The organism is Prevotella sp. P6B4 (genome assembly GCF_000619985.1).
GTDB lineage: Bacteria > Bacteroidota > Bacteroidia > Bacteroidales > Bacteroidaceae > Prevotella.
The window spans coordinates 17,073-35,248 of sequence record NZ_JHVE01000023.1; the positions used below are offsets into that span (position 1 = coordinate 17,073).

Annotated in this window: 16 protein-coding genes and 1 pseudogene; 4 read left to right on the top strand and 13 right to left on the bottom strand. The window is 49.0% G+C overall.

All coding sequences use genetic code 11. From position 1 onward, the window contains the following. Positions 1 to 6 precede the first annotated feature (6 nt). The 8 genes from T491_RS0113225 to T491_RS0113260 are packed head-to-tail and all read right to left on the bottom strand — an operon-like array spanning position 7 to position 5,908. A complete protein-coding gene (locus tag T491_RS0113225) occupies positions 7 to 777 on the bottom strand; it encodes a thiamine pyrophosphate-dependent enzyme (RefSeq protein WP_028904300.1) in 771 nt (256 codons plus the stop codon). A gap of 3 nt (positions 778 to 780) precedes the next feature. Continuing rightward, complete coding sequence (locus T491_RS0113230) at positions 781 to 1,863, bottom strand: 3-methyl-2-oxobutanoate dehydrogenase subunit VorB (RefSeq protein WP_028904301.1); 1,083 nt, start codon at positions 1,861 to 1,863, stop codon at positions 781 to 783. A gap of 2 nt (positions 1,864 to 1,865) precedes the next feature. Next, a complete protein-coding gene (locus T491_RS0113235; protein ID WP_028904302.1) occupies positions 1,866 to 2,096 on the bottom strand; it encodes a ferredoxin family protein in 231 nt (76 codons plus the stop codon). A 13-nt stretch (positions 2,097 to 2,109) separates the two neighbouring features. Then, on the bottom strand, positions 2,110 to 2,289 hold the full coding sequence (locus T491_RS0113240) for a tetratricopeptide repeat protein (protein ID WP_013065546.1): 180 nt from the start codon (positions 2,287 to 2,289) through the stop codon (positions 2,110 to 2,112). Next, positions 2,289 to 3,167, bottom strand: a complete 879-nt coding sequence (gene folD, locus T491_RS0113245; RefSeq protein WP_028904303.1) for a bifunctional methylenetetrahydrofolate dehydrogenase/methenyltetrahydrofolate cyclohydrolase FolD — start codon at positions 3,165 to 3,167, stop codon at positions 2,289 to 2,291. Before folD ends, T491_RS0113240 begins: the two co-directional genes overlap by 1 nt. A gap of 8 nt (positions 3,168 to 3,175) precedes the next feature. Then, on the bottom strand, positions 3,176 to 3,808 hold the full coding sequence (locus T491_RS16635; RefSeq protein WP_051523165.1) for a TerB family tellurite resistance protein: 633 nt from the start codon (positions 3,806 to 3,808) through the stop codon (positions 3,176 to 3,178). Positions 3,809 to 3,842: 34 nt separating this feature from the next. Further along, positions 3,843 to 5,204, bottom strand: coding sequence for a signal recognition particle protein (gene ffh, locus T491_RS0113255; RefSeq protein WP_028904304.1), 1,362 nt, complete (start codon positions 5,202 to 5,204; stop codon positions 3,843 to 3,845). 56 nt (positions 5,205 to 5,260) lie between these two features. Next, the gene (locus T491_RS0113260) at positions 5,261 to 5,908 is read right to left on the bottom strand and encodes an epoxyqueuosine reductase QueH (protein WP_028904305.1); all 648 of its coding nucleotides are present in this window, start codon (positions 5,906 to 5,908) and stop codon (positions 5,261 to 5,263) included. 122 nt (positions 5,909 to 6,030) lie between these two features. Here T491_RS0113260 and T491_RS16640 point away from each other — a divergent pair. Next, positions 6,031 to 7,155 (top strand): annotated as a pseudogene (locus tag T491_RS16640) (PIG-L family deacetylase); the annotation flags it as partial. A 32-nt stretch (positions 7,156 to 7,187) separates the two neighbouring features. Beyond that, entirely contained in the window at positions 7,188 to 8,792 is a 1,605-nt protein-coding gene (locus tag T491_RS0113270) for a beta-N-acetylhexosaminidase (RefSeq protein ID WP_036916132.1), read from the top strand. A gap of 96 nt (positions 8,793 to 8,888) precedes the next feature. On the opposite strand, the gene T491_RS16645 is transcribed toward T491_RS0113270, so the two are convergent. The 5 genes from T491_RS16645 to T491_RS0113295 form a co-directional block, all read right to left on the bottom strand. Then, on the bottom strand, positions 8,889 to 12,419 hold the full coding sequence (locus tag T491_RS16645; protein ID WP_051523166.1) for a discoidin domain-containing protein: 3,531 nt from the start codon (positions 12,417 to 12,419) through the stop codon (positions 8,889 to 8,891). Between the two features lie 119 nt (positions 12,420 to 12,538). Beyond that, complete coding sequence (locus tag T491_RS0113280) at positions 12,539 to 13,333, bottom strand: prephenate dehydrogenase/arogenate dehydrogenase family protein (RefSeq protein WP_028904307.1); 795 nt, start codon at positions 13,331 to 13,333, stop codon at positions 12,539 to 12,541. 38 nt (positions 13,334 to 13,371) lie between these two features. After that, on the bottom strand, positions 13,372 to 14,436 hold the full coding sequence (locus tag T491_RS0113285) for a bifunctional 3-deoxy-7-phosphoheptulonate synthase/chorismate mutase type II (RefSeq protein ID WP_028904308.1): 1,065 nt from the start codon (positions 14,434 to 14,436) through the stop codon (positions 13,372 to 13,374). Between the two features lie 2 nt (positions 14,437 to 14,438). Further along, positions 14,439 to 15,602, bottom strand: coding sequence for a pyridoxal phosphate-dependent aminotransferase (locus T491_RS0113290; RefSeq protein WP_028904309.1), 1,164 nt, complete (start codon positions 15,600 to 15,602; stop codon positions 14,439 to 14,441). A gap of 28 nt (positions 15,603 to 15,630) precedes the next feature. Further along, positions 15,631 to 16,473, bottom strand: a complete 843-nt coding sequence (locus tag T491_RS0113295) for a prephenate dehydratase domain-containing protein (protein WP_028904310.1) — start codon at positions 16,471 to 16,473, stop codon at positions 15,631 to 15,633. A 413-nt stretch (positions 16,474 to 16,886) separates the two neighbouring features. Between T491_RS0113295 and T491_RS0113300 the strand changes: the two genes are divergently transcribed. After that, positions 16,887 to 17,417: a hypothetical protein gene (locus tag T491_RS0113300; protein ID WP_155950144.1), complete on the top strand. Its 531-nt coding sequence runs from the start codon at positions 16,887 to 16,889 to the stop codon at positions 17,415 to 17,417. 14 nt (positions 17,418 to 17,431) lie between these two features. After that, positions 17,432 to 18,124 carry an SIMPL domain-containing protein gene (locus tag T491_RS0113305; RefSeq protein WP_028904312.1) on the top strand — a complete coding sequence of 231 codons (693 nt, stop codon included), beginning with the start codon at positions 17,432 to 17,434 and terminating at the stop codon, positions 18,122 to 18,124. The last annotated feature ends 52 nt before the right edge of the window (positions 18,125 to 18,176 follow it).

Sequence of the window (18,176 nt, forward strand, 5' to 3'; positions counted from 1 at the left end):
TTACCTTTAAAGGTTGGTCGTGTCTTTAAGGTCACCCTTTGGATAGAAGGGGAACATGTTCTCCTTCATCCATTCGTTAGCCTTAGCAGGAGAAAGCTTCCAACCACTGTTACAGGTTGAAACGAACTCTACCAACGAAGAGCCCTTGCCAGCCATCGAAGCCTCGAATGCCTTGCGCAGTGCCTTCTTGGCCTTGTTGATTGAGGCTACACTCTCCACACTCTGACGAGTAACGTAGCAAGTACCCTCCAATCCTGCAGCGATATCGGCCATCTTCAAAGGATAACCGTGAATCTCAGGATCACGACCGTAAGGACAGGTAGAGGTCTTCTGACCAATCAGTGTGGTTGGTGCCATCTGACCACCAGTCATACCATAAATGGCATTGTTGACGAAGATAATCACGATGTTCTCACCACGGTTCAGCGCGTGAATGGTCTCACAGGTACCGATACAAGCCAGGTCGCCATCGCCCTGATAGGTGAATACCAGACGGTCGGGCCAGGTGCGCTTGATACCTGTGGCCAGTGCGGGGGCACGACCATGGGCAGCCTCCTGCCAGTCGATATCAATATAATTATAAGCGAAGACGGCACAACCTACAGGCGATACTCCTACGGTCTTGTCTTCCATACCCATTTCTTCGATGACCTCGGCAATAAGCTTATGAACTACACCGTGGCTACAGCCTGGGCAGTAGTGCATATTGTTGTCGTTCATCAGCGTCGGCTTCTTGCAGACGATGTTCTCTGGTTGAACTATTTGATTTCTATCCATAGCTTACATGACCTTTTTAAGTGCTTCAACAATTTCCTCGGGATCGGGAACGATACCACCCAGACGTCCGAACTGCTCTACGGGCACAGCGCCGTTAACAGCCAGACGAACATCCTGTACCATCTGACCAGCATTGATCTCAGCTACCAGGATACCCTTCACCTTCTTAGAAAGCTCGGCAATCTGTTTCTCAGGGAATGGGAACAGTGTGATAGGACGGAACAAGCCAACCTTGATACCCTGTTCGCGAGCAATCTCTACGCTCTTCTCGGCAATACGGGCAGCACTACCGAAGGCTACGATAGCATACTCGGCATCGTCCATCTGCTGCTGCTCGAAGCGAACCTCGTTCTCCTGAATCTTACGATACTTCTCCTGTAGAGCCAGGTTGCGCTGCTCCATAATCTCAGGCTTCAGTTCGAGCGATGTAATCACATTGCGCTCGCGGTTCTTTGGCTTACCGGTTGAAGCCCAAGGACACTCCTTGATCACCTCCTCGTCGGTACGACGGGGCTTGAATGGAGGTAGAACCACCTTCTCCATCATCTGACCGATAACACCATCGCTCAGAATCATGGCAGGGTTACGATACTTGAATGCCAGCTCGAAGGCGAGATCTACGAAATCGGCCATCTCCTGTACTGACGATGGAGCCAGTACAATCACCTTGTAGTCGCCATTACCACCACCACGGGTAGCCTGGAAATAGTCACCCTGCGATGGCTGGATGGTACCCAAGCCAGGACCTCCACGCTGCACGTTTACAAACACACCCGGCACCTCGGCACCAGCCATGTAAGTGATTCCCTCCTGCATCAGTGCGATACCAGGAGACGAAGAAGAGGTCATGGCACGCTTACCGGCTCCGGCAGCACCATAAACCATGTAGATACTGGCCAGCTCGCTCTCAGCCTGAACCACCTGCATACCGGTAGTCTCCCAAGGCTTCAGTTCAGCCAGCGTCTCAATCACTTCACTCTGCGGAGTAATAGGATAGCCGAAATAGCCGTCGCATCCGCATCGAATAGCAGCGTGGGCAATAGCCTCGTTGCCTTTCATCAATACAACTTCTTTTTCCTGTGCCATAATTACTCCTCCACTTTTTTACGATACACGGTGATACAACCATCGGGGCAGACGATGCCACACGAAGCACAGCCCACGCAGGCCTCTTCGTTGACAGCCTCCACGTAGGGGTAGCCGTGCAGATTAACTTTGTTGGCAAGGGCGATAACCTTCTGAGGGCAAGCGATGATGCAGAGGCTGCATCCCTTACACCTCTCGGTATTCACCTCAATAGCGCCTTTCATTTTTGCCATATTCAGTATTTGTTTATGGATTATACATATCTTTACAATAGAAAGCCATGATGTCGTCGAGCATACGCTTGGCTTCCACAGCGGGACTCTCGGGGTCGAGCTCAATAGCCTGGATATAGCTGTTGATAGCCTCATGCCACTGACCGCGCTTGCGGGCCTCATTGCCTTGTTCGTAATACTCTTGCGCCGTCATTACTTATAGTATTCTTTCTTACCTGCAGCCAGGGTATTCTTCATGAGCGAGCAGATGGTCATAGGACCAACGCCACCAGGAACAGGTGTAATATACGAGCACTTAGGTGCAACCTCGTCGAACTTTACGTCGCCATTCAGGCGGAAGCCGCTTTTGCGTGTAGCATCGGGCACACGGGTGGTACCTACATCCACAATCACAGCACCCTCCTTTACCATGTCGGCGGTAACAAAGTCGGGCTGACCAATAGCAGCGATGATGATATCGGCTGCGCGGCACTCTTCCTTCAGCGTCTTTGAGCGCGAGTGGCATACGGTAACGGTAGCGTCGCCATACTGCTTCTGCATCATGAGCTGAGCCATGGGCTTACCCACAATATTAGAACGGCCAAGGATGACACACTTCTTACCGCTGGTCTCAATGCCGTAGCGCTTGAGCAGCGTGATAATGCCTAAAGGAGTGGCTGAGATGAAGCAAGGCAGACCGATAGCCATACGTCCCACGTTGATGGGATGGAAACCGTCGACATCCTTACGGTAGTCGATTGCCTCGATAATCTTCTGCTCATCGATATGCTTTGGTAAGGGCAACTGCACGATGAAGCCATCCACATCGTCGTCCTTGTTGAGCTTATCAACGCAAGATAAAAGCTCATCCTCCGAGATAGTATCCTCGAAACGGATGAGCGTACTCTTAAAGCCACAAGCCTCGCAGGCCAGTACTTTATTCTTTACATAAGTCTCCGAACCTCCATCGTGACCCACCAATACGGCCGCCAGATGGGGCTGTTTGCCACCCTGGGCAACAATCTCTTTTACCTCTTCAGCAATCTCGGCCTTGATAGCCGCTGCTGTTGCTTTTCCATCAATCAGTTGCATATGTGTTGTTATTGTTTAATCCATTGCCATTCGTCCTTGGCATTCTGGGTTTTCTGAGCGTCGAGGTTCATCAGCGTGTCCACATCGGTTGCTTTCAGTCCGATATAGATGGCCACCTCCTTGAGGGCCTCGATCTCAGTGTTAGTTACATTGGCATCGCTCTTGACAATCAGTGCCAGCATGCTCAACATCTGGTAACGCAGATCCTCGCTGAGTGATTGAGCTATCTGATTACCGCAGTCGCCTATCATCTGGAGGAACGCCATCGGCTTCTGTGCTTCCATCACAGCACGCTTGGCGATGATCTTCTTGACCACTTCCATGCCCTCGTGCTCGGCTTCCTTGCCGAAGTTGATGCGGAGGAACTTGCCTAAGAACTCATATTCCTCTGGTTCTACCTTACCGTCGGCCAGCACGATGTGCGATGCCATGAGCAGCATTGAGAACAGGAAACTGTTTTTCAGATTCTCACGCACTGGCGAATCGATGTTAAACGTCTGACGGAACTCATCGGTGATAATCACCTCTTCCGCTGCCGTCTTCTTCGGCTGAGTGGCCTTTGCCATTTCCTCAGTCAGATCCTTCATAGGTCCTTCCTCGAAGAGGCCTACCAGATTGCTAATCCATTGTCCAAATGCCATAGTAATTTATAATTAGGTAATTCTTAATGATGTCTTAGAACTTCGGCATGCCGCCTCGCATCTTCATCGCTGCCGCCATCTGCGCCATCTTCGATGAGTTCAGGCCGGTCACCATCTTCATCATCTTGCGCGTCTGGTCGAACTGCTTCATCAGGCGGTTCACATCCTCGAGTTTCGAACCAGAACCCTTGGCTATACGCAATCGGCGACTCTGGTTGATGATGTCGGGATTGGCACGCTCCTTAGGAGTCATCGAATTGATGATGGCCTCGATGCCTTTGAAGGCATTATCGTCGATATCCAGATCCTTAATCTGCTTGCCTACGCCAGGAATCATAGCTGCCAGATCCTTGATGTTACCCATCTTCTTGATCTGCTGAATCTGACCCATGAAGTCATCGAAATCAAACTTGTTCTTACGGATCTTCTTCTCCAGCTTCTTGGCCTCTTCCTCGTCGAACTGCTGCTGGGCACGCTCTACCAGCGAAACGATATCACCCATACCGAGAATACGGTCGGCCATACGCTCTGGGTAGAACACATCGATAGCCTCCATCTTCTCGCCCGTACCTACAAACTTGATAGGCTTGGTAACTACTGTACGGATAGAAAGGGCTGCACCACCACGGGTGTCGCCATCGAGCTTTGTCAGGATCACACCATCGAAATCCAGGCGATCATTGAACTCCTTAGCGGTGTTAACAGCATCCTGACCGGTCATCGAGTCGACAACGAACAGGGTCTCGTTAGGATTAACGGCCTTCTTCAGCGTTTCGATCTCCTGCATCATCTCCTCATCGACAGCCAGACGACCGGCGGTATCGATAATCACCACATCGTTGGCCTTGGCTTTGGCCTCCTGAATGGCGTTGTTGGCAATCTCTACTACATTCTTGTTATCAGGCTCTGAGTAAACGGGTACACCCACACTCTCACCCACAACCTTCAACTGCTCGATAGCAGCAGGACGATACACGTCGCAGGCTACCAGCAAGGGCTTCTTGTGATTACGCTCTTTCAGCATCTTGGCAAGCTTACCGCTGAAGGTGGTCTTACCTGAACCCTGCAGACCCGACATCAGGATGATGGCAGGTGCGCCTGGGCGACCCTCAACTTTCAGCTCGGCTGCCTTTCCACCCATCAGTTCGGCCAGCTCATCGTGAACAATCTTCACCATCAGCTGACTGGGCTTCACGGCTGTGAGCACATTCATACCCAGAGCCTTCTGCTTGACAGTATCTGTAAATGATTTAGCTACCTTATAGTTTACGTCGGCATCCAACAGGGCACGACGTACATCTTTCAGTGTTTCAGCTACATTAATCTCGGTGATTTTTCCTTCACCTTTCAGTATCTTGAACGAGCGTTCTAATCTATCACTTAAATTCTCAAACATATCACCTTTCTTTTTTAGGGCGCAAAGATACACAAAAAATATGATACCCCCAAATTTTACTCGCCGTTTTTTTGTTTTTCCCCTATTTCTGTTGTTTTAACTCGCATACTGAACTCACACCCGCAATACTGCTGGTTATAGAAATCATACTCCTTGAGCAACTGATTACGGCGCTCATAGAGTCCGCCTTTACGCCAGTTCTGTGCCCAGAATTTAACTTCATTGAACTTTGGACTTTGAACATTGAACATTTCCTCATTAACCTTTTGTTCGGCGATAAGGCCGGCACGTTCAATCTGCTCTAAGCTTTTCCAACGGCTCGATGCCAGTGTGGTAGTAAAATATTTAATGCCTAATGCCTGAGCCTGCTTGGCTGCAGCTATCAGGCGCAACGTAAAACAACGCTCGCAGCGGCGCCCGCGTTCCGGCTCTTTCTCTAATCCACACACGCCACCCAACCACTCATCATGGTTGTAGTCGCCATCAATCCACTTGAGCCCCAAGCTCTCCGCATGGCGCTTACTTTCCTGTTTCCTGATTTCGTATTCCTCTCTGGGCCAGATATTTGGGTTGAAATAATAAATCGTTGGACGAACATCGTGAGCCATCATCCATTCGACGATAGCCGACGAACAAGGGGCGCAGCAGGCATGCAGCAGCACCTCGCTCAGTCCTTCCGGTTTCTGTATAGCTGGTTGTTTCATCGGGTGCAAAATTACATATTTTTATTGTTAATCTTCTCAAATTCTGCGTTTATTTCGCATTATTTGTATAACTTCGCAGAAAATTTAAGATATACTACTTTTATAACATGATGAACTTGAATCTTACAAACAGCATTAAGATGCCTAATCATGAACTGAGGCGTCAAGTTATCGATTTGTGTAATAAGGTGGAAAAGCCACTGCTGAAGCTGTCGACCAAGGATTATGTTGAAAACGGATTGGGTCACCTTGTCGAACAGTTTGATGGCCAGGCTGGTCTAGTCAACATTGAGGTCTTCAACGAACTACAGCATACCATTACCGGATGGCCGGGAGGCAAGCCGAATGTTGATGATTCCACACGTCCAGAACGTGCCAATCCATACCCCAAGCGTGTCATTGTATTCTCGCCCCACCCCGACGATGATGTCATTTCGATGGGTGGCACCATCCGTCGACTGATGCAGCAGCACCACGATGTACACATTGCTTACGAGACATCGGGCAACATTGCTGTGGGAGACGAGGAAGTGCGCCGATTCATGCACTTCATCAACGGGTTCAACTCCATCTTTGCCAATGGCAGCGATGAGGTTATCAAGCACAGCTATCAGGCTGTAAAGGCTTTTATCAAGAATAAGAAAGAGGGCGATCTGGACAACGAACAGATACTGCGCCTGAAGGGACTGATTCGTCGTGTCGAAGCTCGATTGGCTTGCGAGTATAGCGGTATCGACAGTAAGCATATCCACTTCCTCGACCTGCCTTTCTACGAAAGCGGCAAGATCGAGAAGCTGCCTATGACTGAGGCTGATGTAACCCCGATTATCGAACTGATCAGTGAGATTAAGCCCAACCAGATATATGTGGCAGCCGATCTGGCCGACCCACATGGCACACACCGTAAGTGTACCGATGCCGTATTGGCAGCCATCGACGAGGAAAAGAAAGCTGGTGCCGAGTGGCTCAAGGACTGTCGCGTATGGATGTATCGTGGTGCTTGGGCAGAATGGGATGTGGCCGACATCGAGATGTGTGTGCCCATGAGCCCTGAGGAATTGCGCGAAAAGCGAAATGCCATTCTGCGCCACCAGAGCCAGATGGAGAGTGCACCGTTCTTAGGCAACGACGAGCGACTGTTCTGGCAACGTGCCGAAGACCGCAACCGCGAGACCGCCAAACGCTACGACAACTTAGGACTGGCCTGCTACGAGGCGATGGAGGCATTTGTAGAATACAAATTTTAATTTTCGTTGCAAAATGTAAACTAAATTGCATTATGAACTTTAATTTAAAACCATTAGTGCTCACGGTACTATTCGCTATTCACTCATCACTATTCACTTCAGCCGCTCCGGCTGACTATCATGTAGTTCCCCTGCCCCAGTCTATCCAACTGGCTAAAGGTCCAGCCTTCCTGTTGGATGCTGATGTACAGATTCTGGCACCAGCCGAATTGCAACGCGAAGCCGCTTTACTGCAGCAGTATCTGAAAGAAGTGGCAGGTTTACAACTACCCATTACCGACAAGCGTGCGAAAAAAATGCGCTATATCGAGTTGGGAATATCAACAAGAATCACCAACCAAGAGGGATATATGCTCAACGTATCGCAGAAAGGTATCCGTATCGAAGGCGGTTCTGCTGCAGGTGTATTCTATGGCATACAGACACTGCGCAAGTCGGCCGCCAGTGGTACTGAGTTTGCTGCAGCCACTATTACCGACACACCACGATTCTCATGGCGAGGCATGCATCTCGACTGCTCGCGCCACTTCTTCTCTGTCGAATTCGTCAAGAAGTATATCGACCTGCTGGCGATGCACAATATGAACGTCTTCCACTGGCACCTGACCGACGATCAGGGCTGGCGCATCGAAATCAAAAAATATCCAAAGCTCACCACCATCGGTTCGCAGCGTTCAGGTACGGTGCTTGGTATCAATGCCGACCTCGACGACAGTATTCCTCATGGCGGTTACTACACCCAGCAGCAGGCACGCGAGATAGTAGAATATGCCCAAGAACGCCACATCACCGTAGTACCTGAGATTGATATGCCAGGACACATGCTGGCTGCGCTGGCATGCTATCCCGAGCTAGGCTGTACTGGCGGTCCCTACCAGGTAGGACACTATTGGGGCGTGTACAAGGATGTGCTCTGTGTAGGCAATCCTAAGGTATATGAGTTTGTAGAGGATGTGCTTACAGAGATTATGGATATCTTCCCATCGGAGGTTATTCATATCGGTGGCGACGAGGCGCCTACCGAGAAGTGGGAACACTGCGCCAAGTGCAATAGTCTCGACCTGAAGCACACCACCTATCAAGGCTTCTTCACGAAACGTGTGTTCGACTTCATCACAGCCCACCATCGTAGGGTTCTGGGCTGGGACGAGATACTTGAGGCCAGTCCTGCCGATGCGATGATTATGTCGTGGCGAGGTACTGCTCCGGGGGCACAAGCCGCCAAAACGGGGCACGACGTCGTGATGTCGCCCACCTCTCACTGCTATTTCGACTACCAGCAGAGCAAGGAGACCTCGCACGAACCGAGTCGCTGCAGTGGCTATATCCCAGTAGAAAAGGTGTACGCACTCGATCCTGCCCCTGATTCAATCCCAGCCGATGCACGAAAGCATATCCTTGGCGGTCAGGCCAATATCTGGACTGAGCATCTGTTTACCGAGGGGATGGTAGAATATCAGGCATTGCCCCGCATGTCGGCTTTAGCCGAAGTGCTTTGGACAATGCCTGAACACAAGAATTTCGAGACCTTTAAGGAGCGACTGACTGTGTTTACCCGCCTGTACGAATTATACCACTATCAGTATGCCAAACATCTGTGGCCCGATCGACAACTCCCCAGTCGTTGGCTGTTCTAAGAATTTTGCAAAGTACCTAAAGATATTTTGCGCGCTAACTGCTTTGCACGTGAAAAGTACTTAGAGAAAAAAGCACCCCCAATTTGTATAAGCCACTTAACTAATTGGGGTTACTTCAAAGACTGGAGCCTGTCCGCGAGCGTCTTCGGCCTTCCACTCAATGGTGACGATTTTCTGTTCGCCAGGCATCAAGGTAAAGTAGTTGTCGCTATAGATAACCGGCAGAATCTGCTCACCATCGGCACCCTTCAGGTTGACACGCAGGAACGGGGCAACCGTTTTGCCTGTATTCTTCAGGGTGAGCACAGCCTTGGTTCCAGTAACCTTTACGTTCTGCTGCAGTGCTGATTTTGGTAAGGTGGTCAGGGCGCGGTAGTTATTCTCCTCGCGGCCCATGATATACTCATTCTCCGAAATCACACCACGCTTATCAGTGAGTGATAAACGTAGGAACCAAACAGCCGATGGCGTCTGAGGCTGCAACTTGGTCAGCCTCAGGATAGCCTGAGTGGTATCCTCATTGCTATTCAGACGGAGCTTCTGCTGGCGAACCTTCTTACCATTCAGATCATATACAGCAACTGTAGCGGTGATACCTGACACATTTCCTGCCGAGTGGTTTACCACCTCGATGCTGTCAGTCAGGGCGTTATACTGGATGTGGAGTGGCTCACAGGCTTTCTTCACACCAAAGTAAGCAGCTGTGGGGTCGAAATAGTAATCGTAAGTCTGCCAAACCATCGATGGCCAGCAGGCATGACTCATCCAGATCAGCAGTCCTGCACGGCTCTTACTGGTGCTCTCGTACATGCCACGATAGCCGTTATAGTTAATGAGCTGAGCCCAACGGGTGAACTCCTCGGCGCTGGAGGCCTTGCCAAGCCCCATCTCTACCAGTCCGTTAAACTCACGGGCACGCTGGGCACCCATCAGCGTATAGTCGTGCTGTCCCCACTGCACACTCTGTGGCCAGAGGGCATCAGGACTGAGTGTACGAGTCAAGCTCTCGATATTCATCACGTTAGGCATGCCGCGCTCACTGTGAATCTTACCGCTCTGGCGGGCAAAATATTCTTTCATAGGCAGTGCCCAATATGGTCCATGTCCGCTCACACCGTCATCGGCTGAACTGGAGATGAACTCCAAGCCTGGTGCGAAGGTGTGTACATACTCACGCAGCTTACGATCGATAGTCTCAGGAGGAAAGCCCTCGTTACGACCTACCAAGATACCGATACTGGCATGGCTGCGGATACGGCGCAGATAATCCTGGGCATTGCTCAAGAAGAGCACATCGTCGTAGGGATCAGGGCCGTCGGCAGGGTTAGCCAACCAGAAGTCCTGCCATACCATGATACCATGCTTATCGCAAGCCTCATAGAAAGCCTCGTCGCCAATCTGTCCCACCCAGTTACGAATCATGGTGCAGTTCATCTGCTTGTGGTAGCCCACAGCAATATCGTATTCGCGCGAACGATACAAGAGGTTGTGTTCGTCAAAACCCCAGTTTCCACCTAAGGGAATAAAACGGCGACCGTTGATATACATGATGAGCGAATCCTTCAATCCCTCGTATTTCATCTCACGGATACCAGCCTGATAGCTGATGGTAGAGGCCTCGCCATGATCGGGTTCGAAAGTAAACCCCGACTCGTAGAGATAAGGCTCGCCATAACCATTAGGCCACCACAGTTTGAAGTTGCTGCTGGTAAGCTGTTTGTTGCAGTGTGGACAGAAGCTGACCTCCTGCTCAGTATTGGCAGGAAGAGTGATCTGCTTTTCAAATTTCACATCACCTATCCAGCCCTTCAGTGTGCCTTTTACCGGCTGATTATCGTTGTTACGCACAAACACCGAAGGCTTCACGCTGGCCGTCCTGCCATCGGCAGACAACTTGGTGCTGACGTATGGATCGCTCACGGTCACATTACCTGTAGAGGTAAGATAAACCTCGTTCCAGATGCCTACCTCACGACCTCGAACGGTAGTAATCCAATCCCAGCCGATAGTAGCATGGAAGGTAGGATTATCGGCACCGAGCAGTCCGCCGTTCAGCTGAGTGGTATTGCGGTCCTTCTCCTTCACAGCACCGAAATACTGATTGCATTCCACCTCAACGGCCAGGTAATTCTTACCTTTGCGCAGCAACCCTGTGACATTAAACTTCCCGCGCATAAATGCACCCTCGATACGTCCGAGACGCTGACCGTTCAGATATACATTGGCCTTCCAGTTGATACCATCGAAATTCAGCCACTGCTGGGCACCATCAACAGATGTTACGTCAAACTCCTGGCGATACCAGAAATTGGAACGGAAATACGACTCTGATATCTGGTCCACATCATCCGCATAATTTGGATCGGGCACCGCACCAATATTCATAAACGAAGCCAGCACCGTACCAGGAACCGTAGCCGGAATCCAGCTTCTACTATCATAGTCGGCTGAGGCAATCTGTTCGCCACGGGCATCAACCTCCGATGCACGCTGCAACTGCCACAAGCCACCACTCAACTCGTAGCGGCCATTCTTCAAGCCGGCTAAAGCATGCGGTGCATAGATCTTCCTAAACTTAGAAAGAACTGCCATCTCACGCAGGGCATAGCAACCAGCCTCACCAGGTTCCTGTAGCAGCAGACGCACGTAGCGGGCGGTAGCTTGAACCGTAAACTTTGATTTTTGAGCTTTGAAATCAGCCACCTTTCTCCAGGTCTTAGCATCATCCGATACCTGAATGATTCCTACCTTGGGGGCATACAGCCAATCGAGCTCAATCTGTCGGATGGGCAGACTCTTGCCCAGATCAGTATAGAGCCACTGCTTACCACCACCATCGCTCATCCACACGCTACTGAACTTCTGCGATGGTAACAGCTCCACATAGCCACCAATCGCATCCTGGAAATTCAGTTCGTACACATCCCAGTGGGCTGCGCCTGCCATATCCATCACCACGCGCAGATGTTGGGTGTTTACTGGTGTCTTGAATTTGATGAGTTCATCCAATTGGCGGGCTGGCAACAGGCTCTCTTCGGTCTGTTTGTTAGGGTCGGAATGTAACTTATATAAGAGCGGCTTTCCTGGTAGCTGACTACCTTTGATTTCACCCACAACCTGCCAGTCTTTGCCGTTCTCCGAAGCCTCACAACGGATACTATAGCCCTTGGTAGCCAACTGGTCATTATACGCCATCATACCTACTACACGCACCCCAGCGGTTTTCACCTTCATGGCACCGCTATAATCGTACTGCAGCCAAGCCTTCTCACCCATCAGGATATTCTTCGAATAGGCACCGCCATCGATAGCCCACTCTGCTTCCTTACGGGGCAGTACCCCATCCTGAGTTGAAACCTTCAGTCTGACGGGGGGGGCTGTGTTGCAGATACCATCTGTCACCAGATGTGCCGTATGGTTATAGTCAATAGACGACGATGCCCATGCCGCTCGATGGAGGGCTACGTTAGACAGTGTCTGACCGTTGTCCACCCAACTAACAGCAGGGGCATAGTACTCACTCTGGGCACCCGGATAACGTCCGATGCCACGCGTGTAATCGGTATTTCCAGGTGCAGCCACAGCGCACATACCGATACACGATAATAAGGTTGTAAGATACTTCATAAACAGTTGCGATTCTAATTTTTGCGCACAAAAATACGAAAAAGAATCACACCATGCAAACTTTCGTTTTGTTTTTATGACAATCTTACCAACAGATATTTGAAACTGACAAAATAGTATCAGCGCTTAATCTCAATATCGCGCTTCACATTGTCACGAATCTTAGTCAGGTATCCCTTCATACCAGCAGCATCCTTCTTGTCGATAATCTCGAGCAGCTCTTTCAACTCCGTACGTATCTGCACCACCTGTTCGTGGGTATAGGGGTTGAACAGGATTTCCTGAAGCAGATAGTCGTCCTCGTTGAGCACACCCTTGGCAATGCGCATATGACGCTTGAAAGTTGTACCAGGCGCATCCTGATGTTTCATCACAGCTGCAAACACAAAGGTTGACACGAAAGGTATTGACAGCGAGTAAGCCACTGTCTTATCGTGTTCCTCGAAACTGTACTCATAGATATTCAGTCCCAACTTGCTATACAAGTCCTTGAAGAAGCAACGGCCCAGCGTGTCGCCTTCGCTGATAATGATGGCATTTTCTTCAGAGAGTTGCTGCAGATTGGCAAAGGTGGGTCCGAACATGGGGTGCGTACTGACGTAACGCATGCCGGTCTGCTCATAGAAATCCTTCAAGTCGGTCTTTACCGATGCGATATCGCTGATGATACACTCCTTGGGCAGGTAAGGTATCACCTCCTTGAATACTGGAATGGTGTACTTCAGCGTCACGGCATTGATAAGCAGCTCTGGCTCGAAGGCCTTGATCTCTTCATAAGAGGTGAAACGCTGACAGTTATAGGTGAATCGCATGCGTTTGGCATCGCGCTCAAACACAGCAACTTCGTGGTCAAAACTCAGCAGGTCGATGAAGAACGATCCCATCTTTCCTGCACCCATTACTAAAATCTTCATTTACAATGTAAAAATTAGAAAATGTAACAATGTAATAATTACTTGTTAATGATTTCAATCTGTTGGCGGACGCTCTCTTCGTGGATATTCTCGAATACATGGGCCACAAACTCTGGATCCATACCGCAGAGCGAACCCTGGGCACCGCGCTTATTCAGAATCTCATTGTAACGATTGGCCTGCAGCACAGTCATGTTGTGCTCCTTCTTGTACTGACCGATCTCGCGGCATACACGCATACGCTTAGCCAGAAGCTCCATCAGCTGATTATCCAACTCGTCAATCTGCTTACGCAACTGAGTAATACCCTCGGTTGTGGTGTTCTCATCACGGATAACCAGCAGACTCAGAATGTAGTCGAGAACATCGGGAGTAACCTGCTGCTTGGCATCACTCCAGGCCTTATCAGGATCGCAATGGCTCTCTACAATCAGACCATCAAAACCAAGGTCCATAGCCTGCTGACAAAGTGGTGCTACCAGCTCACGACGGCCACCGATGTGGCTGGGGTCGCTGATAATTGGCAACTCGGGAATACGACGACGTAACTCGATGGGAATCTGCCACATAGGTGCATTACGATAAATCTTCTGTTCATAGCTAGAGAAACCACGATGAATGGCTCCTAAGCGCTTGATTCCTGCCTGGTTGATACGCTCAAGAGCACCAATCCAAAGCTCCAGATCGGGGTTCACAGGGTTCTTCACAAACACGGGGACATCGACACCTTTCAGAGAGTCGGCAATAGCCTGCATGGCAAAAGGGTTAGCCGATGTACGGGCTCCAATCCACAGGATATCGACGTTATGCTTCAGGCACAGCTCTACATGCTCGGGTGTAGCCACCTCGGTCGATACCAGCATCTTGGTTTCCTTCTTCACCTGCTCCAACCATACCAGAGCGGGTTCGCCATGACCCTCGAAACCACCGGGCTTGGTACGAGGCTTCCATACACCTGCACGGAAGTTATGGCAGCCCTTCATGGCCAGCTGCTTAGCGGTTGTCATCACTTGTTCCTCAGTTTCTGCAGAGCAAGGTCCTGCAATCACAAAGGGACGTTCGTTGTCACTCGGTAAATTCAATGGTGATAATTCCAGTTCCATAATTATATTGCTTTTTTAATTCTTTCTAATGCTTGTTTGATTTTCTCTTCCTTGGCACAAAGCGAGATGCGGATATAGCGCTCGCCGTTTGAACCGAAAATAAAGCCGGGGGTGATAAACACACGAGCCTCATGGAGTACACGCTCAGTCAGGTCCTCTACATTCTTAATATCAGCAGGAATCTTACCCCATAGGAACATGCCTACCTGATTCTTATCATAGGTGCAACCCAGCACATCCATAATCTGCTCGGCCCACTGACGGCGACGAGCATAGGTCTCGATATTAAACTCGTGGTGCCATGATTCGTCATTGTTCTTCAGCGCCTCGGCAGCTGCCAACTGGAGACCACGGAAGGTTCCGCTGTCAACATTACTCTTAATCTTCATCGTCCACTGGATGAACTGCGCATTCGACAGGCACATGCCTACACGCCAACCTGGCATGTTATGACTCTTCGACATAGAGTTGAACTCGATACAGCAGTCCTTGGCACCAGGTACCTGCAGAATACTCAGATGCTCCTCGCTCAGAATGAATGAGTAGGGATTATCGTTCACAATCACGATATCGTGGTCCTTGGCAAACTTCACCAGTCGCTCGTAGGTTTCCATACGGGCACGACCGCCTGTCGGCATGTTGGGATAATTGGTCCACATCAGCTTTACGCGGCTCAGATCCATCTGCTCCAGTTCATCGAAATCGGGCTGCCAGCCATTGTCCTCTCGCAGATTATAGTTGACAATCTTTGCGCCTAAGATCTTAGAAAGCGATGTGTAGGTAGGATAGCCAGGATTGGGCACCAGCACCTCGTCGCCAGGATTCACAAAAGCCAAAGTCACGTGCAGGATTCCTTCCTTCGAGCCAATCAGTGGCAGCACTTCGGTTTTGGGGTCCAGATTCACATTGTACCAACGCTTATAGAACTGTGCCATCGCCTCACGCAATTCGGGGGTACCAACTGTCATCTGATAACCATGCGCATCGGGCAGATGAGCAACCTCACACAACTTATCAATGGTCTGCTGCGAAGGTGGCATGTCAGGGCTGCCAATAGCCAACGAGATAATATCCTTGCCTTCGGCGTTCAACTGCGCCACCTCTTTCAGCTTGCGACTGAAGTAGTATTCCTGTACTAAACTTAATCTATCTGCAGGTTGTATCATAATCTTTTAGTATTAATTCTATTTACGTTTAATTCGTCTGTCGCCCATCCTTGTACTCGCCTAAAATCTTTAGGGCCTTTGTTAATGGAAAAATCGCATCGATAGCCTGACGATAACGGGTCAGGTCGTCGTACATCACATCGACATAGAACAGGTATTCCCACTCTCTGCCGATGATGGGCAGCGACTGAATCTTAGTGAGATTGATTTTGTAGAACGACAGAATAGCCAGTACATGCGAAAGCGAACCTTCTTCGTGAGGCAATGAGAAAACGATACTCGACTTATTGGCTTCGGTCAGCGGGCGTAGCATATCGGCCTTGTTTGGATTGCTTACCACCAGGAAGCGGGTAAAGTTATGCTTATTATCCTCAATGTGGTCTTCAAGAACCTTCAGACCATACAGTTTGGCAGCCTCGGCATGGCAGATAGCAGCCCAGCCACGTTTCTGTCCCTCGGCAATCATCTTGGCACTTCCGGCAGTATCCTCTGCCTCCACATTCTTGAGCTGCGGATGTTTGGCCAGGAACTCGCGGCACTGCATCAAAGCCACTGGGTGAGAGTGCACTTCCTGAATGGTATCCCAGTCGTCCTCAGGCAAACAACAGATACAGTGGGTTATATGCAGTTTATGCTCACCAACGATACTTGTACCGCTATCGCGCAACAGTTCGTAGTTATGGAGCAGACTGCCCGCAATTGTATTCTCAATGGCCAGCATGCCAATGGCGGTGGGGTCTTGCTTGATCTGCTCGAACACCTGTTCGAAGGTACTGCAGCATATCAGCTGAATCTGTTCTCCCTCGAAATACAGGTGAGCCGCTATATCGTGGAACGACCCTATCAGTCCTTGTATGGCTATTCTCTTCATATTCTTTTTCTATAACCTTTATTTTAATAAGAATCCCGCTATCACTTTATTGTGAAGCGGGACCTTGTTTTTTATCTTCTCTTGTCATAAGTTGAAATTTATACGCAACTTCCCGCCTCACAGTTCCCTGTAAAGTAAAAATAATAACCGTAAAAATAACTATTCAACATTGACATAACTTTAATTCTTAAATTCTACAAATGTCCAGCATTTCGCTGATTTCGCCTGCAAAAGTATAGCATTTTTGCGAAACCACCAAATTAAAAGCATTTTTTTTTCGTTTTTAGCTTACTTTTTATCACTTTTTGCCCGATTATTTAAAAAAATCATTACCTTTGCATCGTTTTTTAGAAAAAAAACTGAAACTTATAAATGCACGACAGATAGAATTCATTATATTAATTATACACAATATGAAAACAAACAACAATTGGACTTTTGGGGAGTTGGTTAGTCTGCCGAAAGAGGTGAAAGATGTTAAAAAGAACGGGGATAATTCCTTCACGGAGTTTATTACTTCGCGATATATATGTATACGCGAAGCAACCAATACGCAACGAGGTATTCTGGTGAAAGCACTGGGTAAGCTACCTGCCGAAAACATTTCTATCATTAATGGTGCACCATTCTGTAAAGACGAGCTGGATGAGATGTTTTACGCAAAGCGCTATTACAGTTTCCCATTTCCAACGGCTGAGGAATTAAAAGAGGCACTTAACATCATTCGTGGTAACCAGACTCTTCTGAATCAATTTGCCGACAACAAGATGCACATCAACCCTGATGCTACTTTTTGGGTAAAGGAAACAGCCGTAAACAAATGGCTCAGAAAGAAGCTGCAATATATGGATGCTCAGGAAGACAATATAAGCCAAGCCCATAACAGAGATGTACATTATAGACTATCTATCGTTCAATTCAGTAATGATGAACTTTTTTGGTAATAACATGTAAGCGTATGAAAGAAAATCGTATTATTGCTGCAGCACTCATCACAGTGGGCATTGTTTGTTTAGGACTTTTTATCAAAGGTGGCATCGACAACTTTGCCAACAAGGATCGTAAGGTAACGGTTAAGGGACTTGCCGAACGTGAAGTTCCCGCCGACAAGGTGACATGGAGTATCGGCACTAAGGTAACGGGTAACGACCTTCCCCTACTCTATGAGAACATCAACGTTCAGACCAATAAGATCAAGAAGTTCTTGCAACAGAACGGCATCGAAGAAAAAGAGATAACGGTGAATCCACCAACCATCAGCGACTTAGAGGCTCGTGAATGGGGTGACAACCAAAAGAACTTCCGCTATATTGTGAACACTACGATTACCGTGGCAACTAACAAGGTGAGCGAGGTGAACAAGGCGATCTTTAAACAGGCAGAATTACTGAAACAAGGTGTTGCTATCGAGAACAGCAATCCCCAATACGAGTATGCTTCATTCCAGCAGATGAAACCAGAGATGATGGCAGAAGCTATTAAGAATGCCCAGAAAACTGCCGAACAGTTTGCCGAGGCCAGCAAAAGCGAATTAGGTCAGATACAAACAGCAGGTCAGGGACAGTTTGAAATCGAAGACCGCGATATGAACACGCCTTACATCAAGAAGTTGCGTGTGGTAACCACCATCACCTATTCACTCAAAGACTAACAACATCTGAAGGTTATTACACAACACAAATAAAAAAAGAAGTTTACGGTTG